We start from the raw sequence: 15594 nt of genomic DNA on the forward strand, positions 1-15594 counted from the left end.
ACTCAAGCTAAAATTATGATATTCATAAGTAATTCGATTCTTTTACTCTGAGATTAAAAGCAGAATCAAAAATGAGTATAACAAATACGGAAATAATTATCAGTAAAAAATACTTGTTTCATTCTAGTTGTTAGGCGTATATTGCTGATATTCATCATCGTCAACTTCTTCTGGAACATAATTTTCAATAAACAAAACTATGCTCATATTTAGCGAGTCTTTGGGTATTTTGAAAATATAATCAGTGTGTAGTTGTGGATATGGTGCTTCTGGTGCTCGAATGTATGGTTGAGTTTTGTACCCTACTTCCACACCATCAACCAGAATTGAAACATCAGTGATGTCTCCTGCATTCCAATCATTGGGACCATAACTCATATAATAATTTCCACCGTTTTGTGGAACTCTAATTTTTGCAAAAGTCTCCGTTTTTGTTGGTGCATCAAAATTCCAATGTGTGGTACTTTCTTCTGGCACAAAGGTTATAGTAGATATTTCAAATGATGTGGAATATTCAAACATGTTGTAATGCATACTTTCAGGATACATGTAATTTCTCTCCAAGAGTCTCTCAACTGAACTATCTTTTAGAAAGACTGTTTCCATTCGCATATTTTTCCATGCTTGCAGATTTTCAGGTACATCTGATTTTTGATTAGTTTTAATTGAATGTATTTTTGCATCATCTCTCATTGCACAAAGTGGGGGAAGACTATCATCTAAATGAAAATCCCCTAAGACATTATTTTTTAATGTTCCACCAAAATATTTCAACCCAGATTTTATCTTTTGAAATTCACCACAAAAAGACAACGTATTAACTCCATAGTCAAAATTAAATTTGCCAACTGTAAAATCCTGACTGAAAAGATTGGGATTTCCCCTTAACTCATGTTTTATTGCAGCTGCAACAATCGATTCTTCTTTTTCAGTCAAGTATGATTTGTCTTCAAGAAAGATTAACGCTACTTGTTCTTTTAGTGGACCAAAACACCACCCTAGATTGTATTCTTCAATTTCTATTCCGGGGGAAACATTTGGTTTTGGAGTATCGGTAGAGATTTTTGCATACTGAATAGCAGTACTGTTAATTCCAGCCTCTAGCCAATACACTTGGTTGTCTGAATAGTCAATTACATATCCACAATTGTAACTTGATTCCTGATACATTGAAATTTGTGGACCGCGATTAAGTACAATATCTCTTTGTGCAATATCTACACCTATCTTTTGTAATTTATCTTGAAATATTTCAGGCATTATTTTTTTAATTAACAAGTCATAGTCAATCCTTCCCTCATAATCAAAGGGAACATTATAATTTTCAGTATATGGAACATAGTCCCTATGTGAAGGAATTAGTTCTTCAGAAAAAGCAATCCCGAATATGCCGACACTGAGAATCATTGCAAGCAATGTGATTTGTTTTGATATCACTAAAAGCGATTCAAAATAGTAATACTATAAGAGTTTCCACAATTGAGATTGATCCGATTATTCAATAATTGTCAATAGTTTTCATCTTTAGATTCCTTGAGATTTTTTTTAGATTCATTATATTTTAAAACATACAACAAAACAGACAGCATTACAATAAACAATCCAATGAATGCCAGCAAGTATATTGCCTCTAATGGCTGATTATACCAGTCAGGATAATACCCATCAGTCCTAATTCCACCTTGACCTCTACAGTAAATCAAAAGATTTCCTGGCTCCTCAAAACACAATGCAAAAGCTTTCTGAAGCGAATAAGTGATGAAGCTATTCAGCAGGAGAAAGGCACTCAGTACTTTTAATGAATTCAATTATCATAACCTCTTCGGCATTCATTCTTTCACCTGCTTTTCTCTTTATTGCATCACAATGGGCCTGAAGATTCGGAGAACCATCATTATTGTCTTGTCTGATCTCCAAAAGTAATGCATTTTCAGTAGTTGGTTCGTATTGCATAACAGTTAGCATAATTCTATAATTATCTAGTTTGATTTTATCTAAACTATCAGGATACAGTTCCTTGAATTTTTTATATTCAGGTAAATTGTAAAAACTATTCAATACCTTTTGTTGATCTTCTTCAGAAAACAAATAATTTGTTCTGTCAAATCTGATATCAAATTCATGGTGAAGTATCATCAATGTGAAACCAACTGCAACTAAGGAGGCAAGAACCATGCCTGAAAGAATTCCAATTTTGGCATAAGTTTCAAGTTTCAAAATTATAACAGCAATTTTTTCAAAAGTTCTCTAATAAAGGATTCTACTTTGACATCAAATCATTTTTTAGTGTTTGAGTATCCATGTCTACAATGACTTTTTGGCCAATTCATATTCCATCTGATCAACTAAATGACATTATAAAATTTGGCGGGATTTTAATTGGAGGTTTGTTTGGATTAGGATTGCTAACTTGGTATCTCTCAACAATTATGGAATAGATTATAATTAATAGTCTAGTTTTGATTTTCTTAATTGCCGAATTTTATTCCATATTTTGGACATACGTAGTAGTGTAATGGAAACTCATAAAGTGTTCTAGCCATCGATTCAAATCTGTAAAATGACACTGTTGTAAGACTAAAAAGAATTAAAAATCAAAACAAGTCATCATACAACATGGAAACTCTGTCAAAGAAAAAGGCACTGGTGGGAACTGTATTAATGTTAATGGGTGTTTTAATAACAAATGCAAACATGCCCATATTTTACAGAGAGTTATTTGGAAATTCATTATTGCAGTTTACTGTAGGAATTATGGTGATTGGAACTGGTTTTGTAATTTTTACAAAGGCATTACAGCATGAAAGACAAAAGACAGTAGACAAAAAGCAAAAATCAAAACACAGAATTTTAGAAATTTTCGGCCTAGAGTAGTTAGTTTGAACTTTCAGCGTTACTGATTTCAAATCAGAATACTTTATGAATGTCTAACAAAGAATCAGCAGATATGCCTTCAGAGAACAAAGTAAGTGTAAAGTGGCAAATATTATTTTCATTAATATCACCACTAAACATATGGGCGTTTTACAGAATACAGAAACTTAGAAAATATCTCCTGTATGTGCTTGTTCCATCAATGATTATCAGTAGTTTATTGTTTGGAATTGGATTTTATGAAATGAATTTCATAGATCCACTTGAAACTGCAATTAAAGATCCTGAACCAACACTGCCACCATACATGACTCCCATAGAGCCTCAGGTTGGAAAATTTGATTATGTTCCTTATCCGTTAATTGGAATTGTATCATCCATCGGTTTTTCAGCATTTTCGATTTACTTGGTGATAAGATGGTCTAGAGAATGGAATGCAGATAGAGAATGAAGACCAAACTTTTGATAGTTGTCACAGTATTTCTTGTTTTGATTCCTTGGGTTGGAGGATTGAACTTGGATAGGAATAATCAAGTCCTAGCAGATGGAATCACAGTCAGTTCGGTAGTTGTTATGTCCCTTGCAATTATTTTTTCTCTAGTATCTTGGCTTTTGTTTTCATGGGCATCTAAAACCATCAAAATAACAGGAGTCTTGCTGAGCGTAATTGTAGGATCTTCATTAGTAATTCCATTTCTTCAAGTTCTAGGACCAATGGCCGGAATTATTGTTGGGGCTGTGTCTGGATTTGCATCTTTCATGCTTCAAAAAAAGATAGCAAATTCCACACAAAACCGCCCTCTGATAATTGCTACAATAACCATTACTGTTAGCTATTTTGTTTTAATCACGATGATTTTAGCCGCTCAGACAACCATATGGAATACTGATGATGGTATTGGCGAATGGACAGGTACTGCGACTGAAATGGAGCAAAAAAGCTTTGGCAATGTAGTAAGTAACAACAGCGGATTTGCTTTCTTTCTAGTAACGATTCCAGCTTTGATAATGACTGGATTGATAGCTAGAAACAAGACAGCACATTCTAAATTTTTAATATTTGTAGGAATTGCTTTAATGCTTGAGGGTTTCTTGACAGTTTTTTATGTATCATTTATTCTATTTCCTCCTACCGAACCTCCAATGATGCGTTCTCTTGATGAGATAGATTATGTTCTGTTCATTTCTCGTCAAACATTTTTGTTTAGTGGGGTAATAGGAATTTTTGCAACCATTGCAGGAATGATTATGTGGAGAAAAAATGATTGATTACAAAAAAAACATACGTAAAAGAATAATCTACATCATAATTGGCATTGCGGTATCGTATGTAAGCATTATACCTTTAACTTTAATTTTTTCACTATTACAATTTAGAGAGTTACCGGATCCAATTACGTCATATTTTTTCTACAATGGTATTAGAATTGGAATTGTGATTTTGTTTTTCTATTTTGCATTTATTGTTGTAAAGCCATCGCTTGTTCCACAGCTAGGCAAATACAAAAGATTGATCATGTTTACAATATTGTTAATTGTGACATTGACTATTTTATTTCCGAGTGGGTATTTGATTCCTCAATTGGAGCAAGGCGCATGTATCACAAAATCTGGAAGTTATAATGAAGAGGGGCACTTTAGCGGTTCATCATCACAGGGAATGAGTAACGAATCAGATTGTGTTGAGAGTTGTATCTTTTCGGGCAAGCTCAACACAAGAGGGGAAAAATTATGCGAGTTTAAAGGGATGTTTGGAAAAACACATTGGGTGAAAACCCCTGATGAATTTGATAAATCGGTGCTGGGAGAAATTATAAAATGAAAACCAAATTTTTGATTATTATTGGTATTTTGACAATTGCAATCATTTCAACTGGATTAATTTTTAATTTCTTAGTTTCAGACAATACAGATGAAAATGCTTCAGGCTCTATTTTTCCACGACCTCCATTCAAACATGTAATCTTTGCATCTTTAGAAAATGACTTTGATTATACATCAATGTCCTTTAAAGAAAAGTCACGAAACTCAAAATTTGCCAAAACACTTTTGGTAAATGAGGATGAACTAAAACAATTTCCAAGTCTATTGTCTGCCATAGGGGATATTGGCAAGTACGATTCATTTCCAAACAAGGGATACTCGAATATTTCTGAAGAAGAAAGGAGATCATTTAAGAAATTCATTATGAATACATCTGAAGAACAAACAGGTATTGTTAGCTCATCATACTACTCGTTACAATTTAATGACAATGTATACCATATTGACTATAATTTTCGCCAACATCCTGCAAATGACCTATTCTTGTACGTATTTGTCATGGATCCTAAAGATACTACCAGTTTGTTTGTAGAAATCAAAAAAGAAGACTTTGATGTCATTCCAATCATCGGAGAATATTTGATCAAGAAGCAGTTTCTTTCAGTTGATCCTGTACCTGAAGCAATTCAAGTTAAAGATCAAATAGCATATCAAAATTATCTTGATTCAAAATTTGAGGAAAAATACGGTGATGGCACTGCACCGTTTGGTATAAATCACATTCTATATGCGGATGAAAATTCAAACGAGTTTAGGCTAGTTGTCCAATTTGAAAGACTTTTTTGAATCTCAAAGAAGTTTTAGTTTGAGGGCACTATTTTTAATAAGACATATGTAAATCCAACAAAAATTACACCATCTGTTTTCTCAACATTACTCAGAATTCTATCCATTCGAGATAGGTACACACATGCATTTTAAATAAAACAAAAACCATAGTGGATCCGTGAATACTGAATTGGACATAGTCAAATCAATATACGTATCTGGCAATTACGCTAATGTGTTTTTTTCAAGAGATGATGTTCAAAAACATCTTGAGTTGATGAATGACGGGAGTGGAGCACCGCCTAAAGGAACAAACGTAATGTATACCGAAAAAAAATTATTGATTCCTAAAACCAAAAACGAGATACTTTTTGCAACCCCAAAACAACTTAGGGAATGGGTTTGGACTAGAGACTAGAATGCGGTCAAATACATGGCAAGGCTTTAGCATGAATCTTACCATCTAGACTCATGTGTAATCTAATATAATTTTGATAAATCTTGAGTTTCTTTAGCGGTATTTTCTGTATTAGTTTAGCACTCCAAAATAGTCTATAATTTTGGAATGGTTTTGTTTGCTTGTGTTCATTTTCCTGTCCACAAATGCAGTGTGTGGTTTGCGCTCAAGCTTGTCCGAGCAGATAATCTCCAGTCTTGATGAATTGATTTGCTTTCTCAGATGGATTTTGTACAGGTCAGATGCCTTTTTGCTCCCCACATACAGAATATTGTTTTGTGTATTACCACATTGCAATGAAATATCATTTGCTATCATCTGAATCCTTTGCGGATCTTCAGAAAACTTTTGCACATTGGCATTCATTTCATTGAATCCAGTCATGTGCAGGAGTACCATTCTTGATTCAACATGTATTGTGTCATTCTGCATTAACATGTATTAGTAAAAACAAATACAACGATCAATGCCAACATTATGCGATGGAGTTGTGAAAAAATATCATTTTTTATCGAATGTATTTTCGAGACATCCAATATCACAGTATTTTTCAAATCCAACAGACTCTTAGTGTTTTATTCCCCATAAACAGTCTTTAGAATAGAGCTGTTCCTAACAACCTCGGAGGTAAACTGAACATTGACTGTAACCTTGTTGTTAAAATCAATGTTGACATTATCAAACAGAGACTTGTATTTGTCCACTGCTCTTCTATTATCTGTAAACCCAATTCCTGTCTTAACTAGCAGACCCTGATCTATTAAGAAGTTGATTTTTCTGTATCCTGAGGTTCGAGGAAGGTTTAGTTTCTCTATAATTTCAGCAATTGTCCATGGTTCTCCAATTGACGCATTAAGAATTTTTGACATTTCATCGTCACAGAATGCCTTTACAATGGATTGGTTTATCGCCGAATCATATATTGTAAATCGCTTATCAGACTTGTCTTTGTTTGATTTGATGCTGCAGATCTCTTTGAGAAACTTTTTTTCCAGTCCTTCTGCGCCTGCTCCAAAGAATTCTCGCAATACACAGTCTATCTTGTCAAACTCTCGCATTGCAGCAGTCATGGATATACCAAATTTTTCAAACAACCTGTCCTGTATCTTACGAAAGGTGTTTTTGCCCAAATTATCCAAAATTATTCTCTCCAATGATTCTGCAAGAAAAGAGTCTGCTCCAGACATACCTTCATAAGATGATACTTTCATATTAACACTCCGCTGTTGGGAATCATCCTACAATCTCCGACAACATGCGAATGTGTGTTAGATCATTTTTACATGCCAAATCAAGGGCTTTTTGCATTTTTTCTGTATATGACTTAAAGTCGCTCTTGCTATTTCCTAGGATTTTGCACTCTTGGATAATCGGTAATATTTTCAAATTCTTGTATTGCTCAAAAGTCACCACACATGAGTAAACAGAATCATCATCTTTGAACTTGTATTGAATCTCAAATGGAAACTGCTTGCCAGATTCATCAAGAAAGACATCAGTTATTGTTTGCTTTATTGTGTGTATATCAAATGGCTTGCGGATCACAGGTACGTTTAGAGAGTCAATAATTATGGATTCTTCAGCATTAGCATCTCCTGTAACCATGATTATCTTTGCATCTGGGTTTTTGTCTTTGATACTCTCAACTGCATACAGTCCGTCATATGCAGGCATCTGCAAGTCTGTAAAGACTAGGTCAGGTTTGTGTTTCTCATACAAATTGACTGCATCCTGTCCATCATATCCCTTGGCAAGAACATCTACATGCATAATATCTAACAACTCACAGAACAAATCCACAATGTTTTGATCGTCATCTATTACAATACAGCTAACCACTGTGCAAAACTCTCCAATTTATCATTATATATAATAACATGTTATATTCATACTTTATTGTATAACATAATTATATGATACCATTAATTCCCATTTTTGGAACCACATTCACTTCATAAGACAAAGTTCATAGATATTATTTAAAAAATACACATTGAAATTACATATAAAATCATACATTCATGACATCATGAAAAACAGTTACATGATGTCTGTGCAATATTACATACAGTATTTCATAAGGTATTATCACGTACTTGGAATATGAGTTCCAATCCAAGAGTCATTATTGCAGATGATACACAATCAAATTCGGATGTTTTTTGCGAATTTTTACTTTTAAACAACATCGAAGTCGTAGGCATAGGCAGGAACGGCCTTGAGGCAGTGCAGTTATTTGAAAAACATAGTCCTGATGTAGCACTGGTTGACTTGGCCATGCCCAGTTATGACGGATATTTTGCATTAAAGAACATGTTGGCAATAAACAATAATGCCAAAGTCATCATAGTAACAGCATTGCAAGATAAGAAAAACAAAAAGAAATTGCTAGAAATGGGAGCACTAAGAGTACTTCACAAACCGTTTGAGCTAAACAAAATTGTAAAGATCATCAATACCATATACCAAGAAAAGAACATTCTTTCAGTATAGAGAATACGAATTGTTTTCTTTTACTGATTGAAAATATTTAGTAATGTCTGTCCAACAAGAACAGACTATTCCTTATGTTATTTTATGATGTTATGATTATTAATGAAAATTCCATGTGCTAACTGTAATCAACGTTATGAATTGGCATCATCTGTGGAATATCTGATGAAGATGGGCTTGGTTCCTTTTGACAAGCCACTGTTCTGTGAAGGATGTAGATAGTAAAAATTATTTCATATTTTTGGCCAACATTTCACTGATCACTCTGGAAAAACTCACAGCCTTAGCCTCAGTTTTAATCCTTTTTGCTTGGACATCCCTTAATTTTTTTATCATGTCATCGGATAATACGATTGTTACACGTTTTGGCATTACTTTCTATTAACCTGCTTTGATGTATAACTTATTTCTTCCAGATTTTTTCCAGCACATTCTAATGAACAAAAATAACTTGATCTATTTTCAAACACTTGGCCACACTCTTTACAGATTTTTTTCAACAATAATGATTAGTGGATTTACAGTATTAAACCATACCAATTTCATTAAAACCAAATGGCCTGTATTTTGAGTATCTAATTGGTCAACATGGAAAAGCTATCCATGGATAAATCGTTGATAGTTTCTGCCAAGACACCAATTTTGCACGGTTTTGGCAATATTGCAGTTGCTCCCAATTTTGTCAATTCATCATGTAATTTTTCATCAATACTTCCGGTGACCATAATGACTTTTGCATCAGGGTTTATCTTGATAATGTTTTCAAGCCCATATGCTCCATTAAATTCGGGCATTAGATAATCCATCACCACCACATCAGGAGCATGTTCTTTGTACAGGTCTACTGCGTCTTGCCCATTGTGTCCTGTAGCCAATACGCTAATTGAGTTAAATTCAAGAAGTTCTTTCATCACCTCTGCAATATCACGATAGTCATCAATTACGATTACTGTGGGTTTAGTCATGATAATTATAAAATCTAAGACATACAATACTGATTGTTTGTAGTGATTTACAAACAAAGGGCAATTCAAGACATTAATGATTTTATGAGAACATAATTCCATCAAAGGGATTTGCATAACCAGTTTAACACCCGCATCAAATTTTCAAAGTCAACAAATACTAACCAAACTTTTTGAAAAATAATTTATAAATTTCTTGAATTGTTTATAAATTTCTCAGATAATTTATAAATTAATTTATAAATTGTTTCACGCCTAGCGTTTCAAAATCACTAAAAACCTTGGTAAGGTGGACAAAACCCTACTGTAAGGTGTAAATCCTTACTTTTTGATTCGTGCCTAGAAAAAACCGAGGTGAACAAGGATAGGTAAGGATAGTGAGGTAAGGGTAAGGATAGTGAGGTTTTGCAAGATAAAATTCGAGGCTAATATCATGAACCCTTAGTAAGGTGAACCCTACCTCACTATTTTCAACCTCAGTTATATAGCTGAAAAATTTTTTCAAAAAAATTTGTGTAAGGGTATAGTAAGGATGCAAACCCCACATCAAAAACACAAGTTTTTGTTTTTTGTATATAACTAGGGTCAGAAATTTTTGCAAAAATATGTTGTCAACAAAAACGATCCTGAAAATAATTTATAAATTAACTTATAAATTATTTCAGAAATTTATAAATTAATTTTATCGGAGTGCTGAACTGATTTGTTAAATCCCTATGAGGCATGTAATTATTTGCTGTAAAATAATTTCAAATAATTCTTTTAAGGGGTTTTACTGTTTTGGTTCAAATCCCTGTCACTAGGCGTTAACGAATTTATCGACAATCAGTAAAAAGGCAATCCCCCCTCTTTATGCTCAAAAACCTGCGGTCAACTAAAGAAAGACGATGGTATGATTTGTTGGAATTATTTTTTGAAAAATGAAAAATTAAAGACGCTTTCTTGAGGGTTTTTCAATTTTTCAGAAAGTAGCAAGTCAGTCACAGAAGAAAGCAAAGCATAGTTTTTTTCAAAATGATTTCTAAGTTCTAATGATGATGTTTGTATATCTTCTAAATTATCTGAATAAACCATACGCTTTAATTCATTAATTGTAAATTCAAATGAATCGAATAATGAATTAAGTGGTTTTTGGAATTTTTCAGGAGATTTAAAATGTAAATCAATAAGGGTATCAAAGTGATGACATTTGTGTTGTAATTCGATATTTTTAAACATCAATTTTTTATAATCATCTAAGAAAAGTTTTACTGGTTTTTCATTTTCGTTTTGAGGAAAATTCACTATAGCTAAATGAGAAGCATGATCCATCTTAGAATCTCGTGGAAGTGTGGTATATTCTTCAGATATTTTTACGTATAATTCATAGAGTCCTATATTTGATTTTGAAAAAGATTCATGAAAAGAAGATATCAAATCTTTTCTCAACGAAAATTTTTCTTTTCTAATTTGCCAAGCATTGATTAAAAAATTCGAACCTAGAACACCTATCACAGTAGGTACTACGACCAATATCAAATTTGTTACAAAAGTATCATCAAATGCCATCGGGGATTTTTCTATTCAGTGTTGATATTTAATCATATTTTCATATGGTCAAAAATGGATAGATTAAAGGGCGTTGAAATATTCCTCTCCTTTAACCTCACATCAGTTAGTTTTCCCCACCATTGCCGACCTCTATCACCGTTTAGTTTCAAGTTCTTCTTTACAGTGGTAAATGCCCCAATGTTTTCAATGGTATGTTGCTTGATGTTGAGTTTCAAAGTTCCGACTCTGGTTTTTTCAAACTCATAGACCAATCTACCTTTGGAATCTAATTTCGTATCTTTATGGATAATAGTATCATCTCCTAACTGCCCAATTCCGCGTGATTTTTCCAATATCATTAATCTTGTTTTGAATAATACTTGAAAAGTAGAAATTTTAATCTGTAAAATTATGCAAAAGAGGTTTCCATGAAAGTGCTTCTGGTTTTCTATTACTTTGAGACTCCAATTGTTTTAGGTCAACTACGGTAGGAATTCCCCTCATTGCGTTGTGCAATGCTATAGATGATCTTTGCAATACCATCTCCTTTTGCATCTCATGCATCATTTCTTCCATCTCTGCAATCTTTTGCTCGTGCAGTTTGGTTTGCTGCTTCTCTCTTTTCTCAAACTCTTTTTCAATGTCAGATGCCTTGAGATCAGAATAAACCGTAACGTAGGGCTCTACCATCTCATAGAAGGTCTCAAGTTCCTCTCTTGACTTTGACTGGTATGTCTTTGAAGACATTCCCTTCTGTCCCATGAACACTCGTGCCATGTCGTCTTGCAGTCCTGCGTGCTGACATGCCTGTCTGAATCCGTGTCTGAATCTCTTTGGACGCAATGGTGCCTGTATTCCGTTTTGCAGTTGTATCCCAAGCAGTTCTTGCGCTTTTCTAAAGTTGGTTGCAACGACTCGAGTGTCAATCCTTCTTCCCCTTGGAAGCGTGTCAATTCCATCAGATGCAAATCTCCTGCCATGCTCTTTTTTGAACTGCCTCTTTCTCTCCTTTTTTGATGTGACAAATATCGGTTCTGAATCGGCTGCATCAAGGCGTTCTTCTAAGACATACTTGCGCAGCATGGATGTTGCCTCCCTGCTAAAAAATGTCTTTATCCACTCTCCGTTTTTCTCCCTGTATCCGGAAAGAAAAAGTCTCTGACTTTTCTGCTGTCCTGCTACAAAACTCAGATCAATCTTTGCAAGGTCACCAATGTCAAGTCCAGACGAAAAGAGACATACGGCAATTGTCTCGTCTCGAAAACTTAATTTTTTTAGAAAAGATCTGACAAGCGTCATGTCAAGCTCCAGTTTTTTTGTCGTATCATTTGTCCTAAACAGTGCATATCCTGCATCTGTCTGCATTACCTGCCTTGGCTGCATCTTGGGACTTGACCATCTTCTTGTGTCCACATTGTTATGCGAATAGAATCCACGAAGAACCCCATACACTCCGATGATTGCAGAGTTGTGATTCTGATTGTGCTTTTTGCACCACTCAAAACACTCATAGAGTCTATCCTCGCCATGTTCAGGATTTTCAAGTGCCTCTGATACCAGATTGTGTGGGTTGAGTCCTGAGGATATCAGTATCTTTTTCATCCAATAGGTAGAGCTCTTCCATGTAGATTGCGAGAGCTCGCCCTTGATGCTTTTTTTGGTAAGGCTCATCTTCCATTTTTTTATTGCAGAGTATTCTTCCCAATCATAGTCAATCGTAAGCGTCTTTGCTCTCAAGATACATTACATTGCAAAATCATCAATTAAAGTTTGACAATGAACAAAGTTTTGTATATTAAACTTTGGTCAAAGGTCAAATGACGTTTTGAAATTGTTGTAAAAATTCTCCATATTTGATTTTACAGTTGAAATATTTTCAACAATGTCAGAGCGAATTTTTTGTGGATCGATATATGAGATTTTTTGTAGTTTTTCCTCGGTATTATCAAGCCACAGATTCACCATTTCCTCATTTACCTCCAAATGAAATTGTAATCCAATAGCACTTTTGTATTGAAATGCCTGATTAGGATAATACTGAGATGAGACCAAATTAACAGCACCATCAGGTAAATCAAAAGTATCACCATGCCAATGAAACACAGTAAACGGATTTGTGAATCCTTTGAAAAGAGAAGTATTATTGCTAATTTTCAAATCACTGTAAAATCCAATTTCTTTTCTGGGTCCACGATAGACTTTGGCACCAAATGATTTTGCAATTAACTGTGAACCCAAACAAATTCCAAGTACAGGTACATTATGTTCAACAGATTTTTTGACAAGTTGTTGTTCTTCTTGGAGGTATGGTAAATCATCATTTGCACTTTCAGGTGCACCTAAAATTACGACTAGCTGAAAATCTTTGTCTGGGAGTTTTTCATGTTTGGCATTTACAGATGTAATTTCAAATCCATCTTTTTGTAATAATTCACCCAGATAACCTGAGCCTTCAATTCTTGTATTTTGTACAAGTAGAACATCGGACATTATTTTCTATTTCCAAAAGTGCTTAATATGTTAAAATGACATCAGACAATGTGCTAGTTTCTGAACAAGAAATTATAGAATTAAAGAATTTTATTTTTCATCTAAACTCTAAAAAAGATTGTGTAGTGATTGTTGAAGGGAAAAGAGATTCTAGAGCATTAAGAAAGGTTGGTTTCTTCGGGAAGATATTAGAATTTCACAAGTTCAGGGGAATGGTAGACTTTACAGATAATGCAGCAAAATATGAAAACATCATAATCCTTTTTGACAGAGATAAAAAAGGAAGACATCTTACTGGAAAAACAATTCAATTATTACAAAGACGTACTAACATTGATCTTTCTTATAAAAGAAAACTAAAAGCAATTACAAAAGGAAAAATTATGTTCATTGAGCAATTAGTTTGTTACGAATCTTTTCTAGTATAAGATTAAGGCCAAATACCTTTTTGGTTAAATGCTTCTACAACTCTTTCTACTGCCAAAGCCATAGTAGCCCTTCTCATGTCAACTTTGTGTTTCTTTGACATTTCATATGCATCCTTGAAACCTTTAGTGATATTTTTCTCCATCTTGTTTGCAACCTCATCAAAGCTCCAATAGTAGCCCATGTTATTTTGAACCCATTCAAGATATGAGATACATACACCGCCAGAGTTTGCTAAAATATCAGGAATAACTAAAATTTTCTTTTGGAAGATAATTGGATCTGCTTCAGGTAATGTTGGACCATTGGCAGCTTCTGCAATAATTTTACAATTTAGATTCTTTGCAATCTTTGCATTGATTTGATTTTCAAGTGCACCTGGAACTAAAACATCACATTTTGTTGTAAGTAATTCCTCAGTTGAGATTTTTTTGCTTCCTGGGAATCCAACTACAGAACCATGTTTTTGTTTATACTCTAAAATTTTGCTAACTTTTGCACCACTTGGAATTGAGATAGAGCCTTTAGAATCACTACAACCAATAATTTTGGCACCCATTTTTTCAAGATACTCACCTGCAAATGTTGACGCATTTCCAAATCCTTGTAAAACAACTTTGGCACCTTTTAGATTTAGTTTAATTGCTTTTGCAGCCTCTCTTACACAGTATGCTGCACCCAAACCAGTTGCAACATTTCTTGCTAGAGAACCTCCCATTGAAATTGGTTTTCCAGTAATAACACCAGGTGTAGATATGTTACCGTTTAATTTGTTAAATGTATCCATGATTTGTGTCATTTCTTTTCCAGTTGTGTAAACATCAGGAGCTGGAATATCTTTTCCAGGTCCAATAATCTCATTAATTTTAAATGCAAAACCACGTGTCAATCTTTCAAGTTCTGCTTCACTAATTTTTTCAGTTTTTGGATTTACAAATACACCGCCTTTTCCTCCACCTAATGGAACATCAACAATTGCACATTTCCAAGTCATCCAAGATGAAAGAGCCATTACTTCACGTTCCATATATTCAACTCCTCCTTCTGGGTTAAAGTAACGAATGCCGCCTTTGTATGGACCTCTATCATTATTATGTTGACTTCTAAAACCCATGAAAATTCTAATTTTTCCATTATCCATTAGTACAGGAATTTTTACTCTCAAAACTTTGTTAGGAATTGCAAGATATTCACGCAACCCCTTATCTTTAATCCCTAAAAGATCACATGCATCATTAACTTGCTGAGTTGCATTTGCAAATGGATCATGTTTGACCAAGATAATTTTTAAAATTTAGCATATTATATTAAGTTTCATTTACAATTTCAGATCGCTAACTTCAAAATTACATGTATATTTTTTTCTGATTCATTTTTCTATCTAGCTTGTCTATAGCTTCTTCCAAAGTATGAATATTTAATTCAAGAAAGTTTGAGAGATGGTAAATCGCCCCGTATTTCTCACCAACTTTTGAAATCATGTTATTTTTTTCAAGTACTTTCAAATGATGTTGAATAGCCTTGTAATCAAGGTCAAGTGTTTGTGCTAATTGATGAGTATTGTATGGTTTTGCAAGCAAGTGAATTATTATTCGTAATCTACTAAAACCTCCTCGCGTACTTGTAAACAAGTAAAGTAGTAATTTTCGGGTCTGTTTGTCAGGCTTTCTTTGCGGTAATACTTGTCGAGATCTAATGATTTCTTTGAATTCTAGAAGCTGATTCATCATTAAATAAAAATAGTAAAAATTTGCTTAAAACACTATT

General features: G+C 33.8%; 22 protein-coding genes. 9 read left to right on the plus strand and 13 right to left on the minus strand.

Annotated elements, in window-relative coordinates; genetic code table 11:
• Positions 1-123: 123 nt before the first annotated feature.
• The 3 genes from ACW9W3_RS01840 to ACW9W3_RS01850 all read right to left on the minus strand — a co-directional run bounded on the left by ACW9W3_RS01840 (position 124) and on the right by ACW9W3_RS01850 (position 2217).
• A complete protein-coding gene (locus ACW9W3_RS01840; protein WP_457764464.1) occupies positions 124-1437 on the minus strand; it encodes a hypothetical protein in 1314 nt (437 codons plus the stop codon).
• 71 nt (positions 1438-1508) lie between these two features.
• A complete protein-coding gene (locus ACW9W3_RS01845) occupies positions 1509-1703 on the minus strand; it encodes a hypothetical protein (RefSeq protein WP_457764465.1) in 195 nt (64 codons plus the stop codon).
• Positions 1704-1764: 61 nt separating this feature from the next.
• On the minus strand, positions 1765-2217 hold the full coding sequence (locus ACW9W3_RS01850) for a hypothetical protein (RefSeq protein ID WP_457764466.1): 453 nt from the start codon (positions 2215-2217) through the stop codon (positions 1765-1767).
• Between the two features lie 83 nt (positions 2218-2300).
• Between ACW9W3_RS01850 and ACW9W3_RS01855 the strand changes: the two genes are divergently transcribed.
• The 7 genes from ACW9W3_RS01855 to ACW9W3_RS01885 all read left to right on the plus strand — a co-directional run bounded on the left by ACW9W3_RS01855 (position 2301) and on the right by ACW9W3_RS01885 (position 5884).
• Positions 2301-2438 carry a hypothetical protein gene (locus ACW9W3_RS01855; RefSeq protein ID WP_457764467.1) on the plus strand — a complete coding sequence of 46 codons (138 nt, stop codon included), beginning with the start codon at positions 2301-2303 and terminating at the stop codon, positions 2436-2438.
• Positions 2439-2616: 178 nt separating this feature from the next.
• Positions 2617-2874, plus strand: coding sequence for a hypothetical protein (locus ACW9W3_RS01860; RefSeq protein ID WP_457764468.1), 258 nt, complete (start codon positions 2617-2619; stop codon positions 2872-2874).
• A gap of 49 nt (positions 2875-2923) precedes the next feature.
• The gene (locus tag ACW9W3_RS01865; protein WP_457764469.1) at positions 2924-3325 is read left to right on the plus strand and encodes a hypothetical protein; all 402 of its coding nucleotides are present in this window, start codon (positions 2924-2926) and stop codon (positions 3323-3325) included.
• Positions 3322-4143, plus strand: a complete 822-nt coding sequence (locus ACW9W3_RS01870) for a hypothetical protein (RefSeq protein WP_457764470.1) — start codon at positions 3322-3324, stop codon at positions 4141-4143. The genes ACW9W3_RS01865 and ACW9W3_RS01870 overlap by 4 nt, the downstream gene beginning before the upstream one ends.
• Positions 4136-4696 carry a hypothetical protein gene (locus tag ACW9W3_RS01875; protein WP_457764471.1) on the plus strand — a complete coding sequence of 187 codons (561 nt, stop codon included), beginning with the start codon at positions 4136-4138 and terminating at the stop codon, positions 4694-4696. Before ACW9W3_RS01870 ends, ACW9W3_RS01875 begins: the two co-directional genes overlap by 8 nt.
• Positions 4693-5484 carry a hypothetical protein gene (locus tag ACW9W3_RS01880; RefSeq protein WP_457764472.1) on the plus strand — a complete coding sequence of 264 codons (792 nt, stop codon included), beginning with the start codon at positions 4693-4695 and terminating at the stop codon, positions 5482-5484. Before ACW9W3_RS01875 ends, ACW9W3_RS01880 begins: the two co-directional genes overlap by 4 nt.
• Before the next feature lie 160 nt (positions 5485-5644).
• On the plus strand, positions 5645-5884 hold the full coding sequence (locus tag ACW9W3_RS01885; RefSeq protein ID WP_457764473.1) for a hypothetical protein: 240 nt from the start codon (positions 5645-5647) through the stop codon (positions 5882-5884).
• A 111-nt stretch (positions 5885-5995) separates the two neighbouring features.
• Here the strand turns inward: ACW9W3_RS01885 and ACW9W3_RS01890 are convergent, their stop codons facing one another.
• The 3 genes from ACW9W3_RS01890 to ACW9W3_RS01900 form a co-directional block, all read right to left on the minus strand.
• Positions 5996-6355, minus strand: coding sequence for a hypothetical protein (locus ACW9W3_RS01890; RefSeq protein ID WP_457764474.1), 360 nt, complete (start codon positions 6353-6355; stop codon positions 5996-5998).
• Between the two features lie 143 nt (positions 6356-6498).
• Complete coding sequence (locus tag ACW9W3_RS01895) at positions 6499-7134, minus strand: transcriptional regulator (RefSeq protein WP_457764475.1); 636 nt, start codon at positions 7132-7134, stop codon at positions 6499-6501.
• Between the two features lie 22 nt (positions 7135-7156).
• Positions 7157-7762 carry a response regulator gene (locus ACW9W3_RS01900; RefSeq protein WP_457764476.1) on the minus strand — a complete coding sequence of 202 codons (606 nt, stop codon included), beginning with the start codon at positions 7760-7762 and terminating at the stop codon, positions 7157-7159.
• 264 nt (positions 7763-8026) lie between these two features.
• On the opposite strand from ACW9W3_RS01900, the gene ACW9W3_RS01905 reads away from it, so the two are divergent.
• Positions 8027-8416, plus strand: a complete 390-nt coding sequence (locus ACW9W3_RS01905; RefSeq protein WP_457764477.1) for a response regulator — start codon at positions 8027-8029, stop codon at positions 8414-8416.
• Positions 8417-8991: 575 nt separating this feature from the next.
• On the opposite strand, the gene ACW9W3_RS01910 is transcribed toward ACW9W3_RS01905, so the two are convergent.
• The 5 genes from ACW9W3_RS01910 to ACW9W3_RS01930 form a co-directional block, all read right to left on the minus strand.
• A complete protein-coding gene (locus ACW9W3_RS01910) occupies positions 8992-9498 on the minus strand; it encodes a response regulator (RefSeq protein WP_457764478.1) in 507 nt (168 codons plus the stop codon).
• Positions 9499-10287: 789 nt separating this feature from the next.
• Complete coding sequence (locus ACW9W3_RS01915) at positions 10288-10929, minus strand: hypothetical protein (protein WP_457764479.1); 642 nt, start codon at positions 10927-10929, stop codon at positions 10288-10290.
• 32 nt (positions 10930-10961) lie between these two features.
• Entirely contained in the window at positions 10962-11264 is a 303-nt protein-coding gene (locus ACW9W3_RS01920) for a hypothetical protein (RefSeq protein WP_457764480.1), read from the minus strand.
• Between the two features lie 43 nt (positions 11265-11307).
• Positions 11308-12648, minus strand: a complete 1341-nt coding sequence (locus ACW9W3_RS01925) for a tyrosine-type recombinase/integrase (protein WP_457764481.1) — start codon at positions 12646-12648, stop codon at positions 11308-11310.
• Positions 12649-12717: 69 nt separating this feature from the next.
• Positions 12718-13401: a type 1 glutamine amidotransferase gene (locus ACW9W3_RS01930; RefSeq protein WP_457764482.1), complete on the minus strand. Its 684-nt coding sequence runs from the start codon at positions 13399-13401 to the stop codon at positions 12718-12720.
• Positions 13402-13451: 50 nt separating this feature from the next.
• Between ACW9W3_RS01930 and ACW9W3_RS01935 the strand changes: the two genes are divergently transcribed.
• Positions 13452-13829 (plus strand): toprim domain-containing protein, encoded by a 378-nt coding sequence (locus tag ACW9W3_RS01935; protein ID WP_457764499.1) that lies wholly within the window; start codon positions 13452-13454, stop codon positions 13827-13829.
• Between the two features lie 2 nt (positions 13830-13831).
• On the opposite strand, the gene ACW9W3_RS01940 is transcribed toward ACW9W3_RS01935, so the two are convergent.
• Together ACW9W3_RS01940 and ACW9W3_RS01945 are read right to left on the minus strand one after the other, a co-directional pair.
• A complete protein-coding gene (locus tag ACW9W3_RS01940; RefSeq protein WP_457764483.1) occupies positions 13832-15106 on the minus strand; it encodes a Glu/Leu/Phe/Val family dehydrogenase in 1275 nt (424 codons plus the stop codon).
• Positions 15107-15173: 67 nt separating this feature from the next.
• Positions 15174-15557, minus strand: a complete 384-nt coding sequence (locus tag ACW9W3_RS01945; RefSeq protein ID WP_457764484.1) for an ArsR/SmtB family transcription factor — start codon at positions 15555-15557, stop codon at positions 15174-15176.
• Between the last annotated feature and the right edge of the window lie 37 nt (positions 15558-15594).

It is taken from the genome of Candidatus Nitrosopumilus sp. bin_68KS (genome assembly GCF_054095825.1).